A 3,811-nucleotide genomic window follows, 5' to 3' on the forward strand; every position below is an offset into this window, starting at 1 on the left:
TATTCTCTGGCGTCCGTCGTTATGGGGGCATCCAGCACGATTGGGGCCTTATTCCGGCGTTTCTTGGCTTTGTTGCTCGGCATAATTTTTCTCCTGGTTGACGCCTCTCTCTCGAACCCCGAGAGGCCACACACCAAGGGCCGACCTCTATCTCTCCGGTGCGCACCACGCCGCTGCGGGCGAGCCGCCGCTCGGAAGAGCGGCAGCTCGCTTACGCCGATCATGCGATGCTTCGGGCCTCCCCTAGCATGGCCAGTAAGGTGTCGGATGGAGGCTTGAACTTGCCGGCCCGCAGCGCGGGCGGCGCATGCGCGCCAAGCACGGCGAGCTTCTCCTCCGGATCGGCGCGGAGATAGGTCTCAGTGCTTTGCATGCTGGCATGGCCCAGCCACAGCGCCACCTTCCGCACGTCGCCGGTTGCGGCGAGAGTGTGCATAGCGCAACTGTGCCGCAGAACATGCGGCGTCACATGCTTGCTGGCGATCGACGGCTCCTTGAGAGCCGCTTCAGCGACGTGTACGCCGAGGCGGTGCGCAAACCCGTCTCGGCTCATCGGTTCGCCGTCCCGGTTGAGGAACAGGTGCGATGTTTGCGCCGCTGGTCGAATTGCGAGCCAGGCCCTCAATGCAGCCTTTGTCTCGCGCCACAACGGAAGCACCCGCTCGCGACGACCTTTGCCCATGATCCGCACCAATGCCAGTGATCGGTCAGGAAAATCCTCGACGCGCAAGGCCAGCAGTTCCGCGACGCGCAAGCCGGCGGCATAGGTCAAGTGCAGCATGGCCCGATCTCGCACGCCTATGGCCGTGCGAGGATCTGGCGCAGCAAGCAGGGCATGTATCTCCGGTTTGGTCAGATAGTCGATTAACTTTGCATCGGTACGCTTAGTGGCGACAGCGCGCATACGAAGTGATTGTTCGAGACACTCAGGGGCTTGAAACTCCAGATAGCGAAAGAACGAACGGATAGCCGCAAGGCGGGTGTTCCGCGTTCGCGCGCTGTTGCCGCGGCGTTCCTCGATGTCGTCGAGAAATGCCAGCACGAGAGTCGGGCAGATCTCCTCCACGGTGAGGTCGCTCGGCCGCCGCTCGAGCCGCTCTGCCGCGAACCGCACAAGCAGCATGAATGTATCTGCGTATCCGGATATAGTGTTCGGGCTTGAGGCGCGTTCGCGCGGCAGATGCTCACGCAAGAACCTGGTCAAATGTGGAGCAAGAACGGTCATACTGCTTCTCCTTGAAACAACTGCTCGGCGGCCGCGGCGATGTCATGCATCAGCACGGGTGTGGCTTGCAGATACCAATACGTGGCCTCAACATCGGCGTGGCCGAGATACGCGCTGAGGGCCGCTGTATGGTGGCCGACGGCCTCCCGGTCGTGATCGCAGGACTCCAGGGAGCGCGCAGCGAAGGTGTGCCGAAGATCGTGCAGGCGGGCGCCGCGCGTTCCCTTTGGGCCTCGGATACCCAACTGTCGGGCGATCCTGACGAAGACCACATGCACTCTTGTTGCTGTCGGCGCGCGCCCGGTCGTGACAACGAAGAGATCGTCGCTATCGCCGTCCCATTTGTCTCGAATGGCAAGATAGCCATCCAACGCGCGGCGCGTGCTGGCGTGGAGAGGCACGAGTCGGCTCTTGTCGAACTTGCCGGTTCTCAGAATGAGGCCGTCTTCTGTCAGATCTCCGAGCTTAAGCGCCAACGCTTCAGAGATGCGGATGCCGGTCGCGGCCAATAGACCGAATATGTAATGATAGGTGTATGGGCTGATCGTCCCCTGCGGGGAGACCCTTAGCGCTGCCCGCATGATTGCGGTCACCTGATCCGGCTGCAATATGTGGGGCGCCGGTCGCGGGCGCCTGCCTCGACCAAAAACGCCCGCAGGCAGCGCCTCGTGCCGAGCATCCTCCGCGTTTAAGAAGAAAGAAAACCGGCGAACCGTGTCAAACCAGGTTCTCGCGCTGTTGGGCGTTGAGGCGGTCGCGCACCAGTTCCGAATGCGAACTGCTGTGATGTACTGATCGCCCAATGCTTCGGCGTGGGCCGCAAACAGTGCGAGAATGCGCTCCTGCTCATTATAAGAGTGGCCAAGCTGCCGATGCAGAGCCACATAGCGATCAACGTCTTGGCTCAGCATGACGCTCCCTCCGGCCAGGGTTGAGCCACCCGTTGGAGCATCGTCGTATCGACGTTGGCGTAGATGGTTGTTGCGCTCCTATGGCTGTGGCGGAGTACAGTTCCGACGGCGTCGAGACTCGCGCCTGAGCGCAGCATGTTGGTGGCGAGCGAGTGGCGAAACACATGCGCACCGGTCGGCACATCATCGATGCCGGCGCGTGCCAGCACGCGCGAGACAATACCGGCGATCTCCGCTGACGACGAAAACGGCCGAAATGGCGCCTGGACACGCAGAAACACGCGATCTCCCGAGGCGGTCGGTCTGGCCCGGCGCAGGTAGACTAGCAGCGCCTCTCCCGCATCCTGCGGCAATGGCAACACGCTCTGGCGTCGTCCCTTGCCTTTGACGCGAATCCGCCCATTTGCCCAATCTACGTCGGGTAAGCGTAAGGCCCAGACGTCGCCCGCGCGCAGGCCCAGTCGCGCCAAGAGAAGTATGATGGCCTTATCGCGAATCCCTACAGGCGTGGTCGTGTCACAAGACGCGACTATCCTCTCGATCGTCGCCTGTGCGGCGTGGCGGGGAAGCTTCTTGCTGCGGCGGCGCGCCGGGGGAACGACGTGGGCAAGTTCCGGACGACATTCGCCGCGTGCGGATAGAAAACGCAAATAGGCGCGCAACACCGTCACGGTGATGCGTACCGAAGAGCGCGATCGAGACTGCGGCTGCTTGAGCACGATGTCGCGCAACGTGGCTGCATCGTAAGCCGCTGGATCAGATGGCAGCTTGCTAAGCCATCGCGTTACTTCATGGACATAGCGGCGGATTGTCTCTGCGGTGGCGCCGCGCTGCCGCTCAAGCCATGAGCGGAATGCCGCGATCCGATGATCCTCGGGGAACTCTGGGACGACGGCCTGTTGAAGCACACCGCGAGCGCGGAGGAATCCCACGAAACGGCGAGCGCCACGGCGACGGTGTCTTTGTCCCGTTGGCTCCGCTAACTTCGCGCGCTTGCGCGGAAGCGGACACCGGCAGCGATGTTGAGCGAACCGCTCTATAACGTCATCATCAATATCGTCTCTGAGCAGACGTGAAAAGCGCAGCCAGCACGAAAAATGTTCGGCCTCTGAATAGTGCCCGCGCCAAGTGACCAGGCTGTATCCCTCGGTGGTCAAGTCGTTGGCGTAGTCACTGAGGTGCGCGTCGATGCATCCCGCGCCACCTGCGATTGGGATATCACCTGCATCTTCAAGAAACCGTATGAACCGACGCGTGCAACTGAGATAGGCATCAGTGGTGACTTGGCACGCGCTGTATCTTGCGCATTGGCATTTATGCCGCCGGAAACGCTGGACGATAGTGTCGTCCACACAGCTCAGGGCTGTCCCGCGTTTGTGCAGCCAAAACAAAAAGTGGCGGGCGGCGCTCTTGTAATGCCTGCCGTCGCCGGTGAGTCCCTTCTTAGCGAGATGATCAAGGAATCGGACTGCAGGCGTGTAGTCCGGCAGGCGGCGATCACTGGAGAGATAGAGGGGTGCGGTCAAGTGGTGGCTCCTTCGTGTTGAGAGAAACGCGAGAGGGAGCTTAGCCAACCAGGAGAAAAATTATGCCGAGCAACAAACCGCAAAAGCGTAGGAAAAAGCGTGAATTTGTACTGGATGTCCCCATAACGACGGACGCCAGAGAATACGTG

The 3,811-nt window shown here is 61.2% G+C and carries 3 protein-coding genes; all 3 read right to left on the minus strand.

The annotated features are described in order from the left end of the window. Positions 1-220: 220 nt before the first annotated feature. Genes H8B02_RS45960 through H8B02_RS45970 form a run of 3 tightly spaced genes read right to left on the minus strand, consistent with a single transcriptional unit; the run spans position 221 to position 3,662 of the window. Entirely contained in the window at positions 221-1,225 is a 1,005-nt protein-coding gene (locus H8B02_RS45960) for a tyrosine-type recombinase/integrase (RefSeq protein WP_229172318.1), read from the minus strand. Further along, positions 1,222-2,136: a tyrosine-type recombinase/integrase gene (locus H8B02_RS45965; protein WP_229172319.1), complete on the minus strand. Its 915-nt coding sequence runs from the start codon at positions 2,134-2,136 to the stop codon at positions 1,222-1,224. Before H8B02_RS45965 ends, H8B02_RS45960 begins: the two co-directional genes overlap by 4 nt. Then, a complete protein-coding gene (locus H8B02_RS45970) occupies positions 2,130-3,662 on the minus strand; it encodes a tyrosine-type recombinase/integrase (protein WP_229172320.1) in 1,533 nt (510 codons plus the stop codon). The genes H8B02_RS45965 and H8B02_RS45970 overlap by 7 nt, the downstream gene beginning before the upstream one ends. Positions 3,663-3,811: the final 149 nt, after the last annotated feature.

This window comes from Bradyrhizobium altum (assembly GCF_020889705.1).
Classification (GTDB): Bacteria; Pseudomonadota; Alphaproteobacteria; order Rhizobiales; family Xanthobacteraceae; genus Bradyrhizobium; species Bradyrhizobium altum.

Excerpts from the sequence above, each read along its gene's own strand:
- H8B02_RS45960 (WP_229172318.1), bottom strand. The coding sequence starts at position 1,225 with ATGACCGTTCTTGCTCCACATTTGACCAGGTTCTTGCGTGAGCATCTG.
- H8B02_RS45965 (WP_229172319.1), bottom strand. The coding sequence starts at position 2,136 with ATGCTGAGCCAAGACGTTGATCGCTATGTGGCTCTGCATCGGCAGCTT.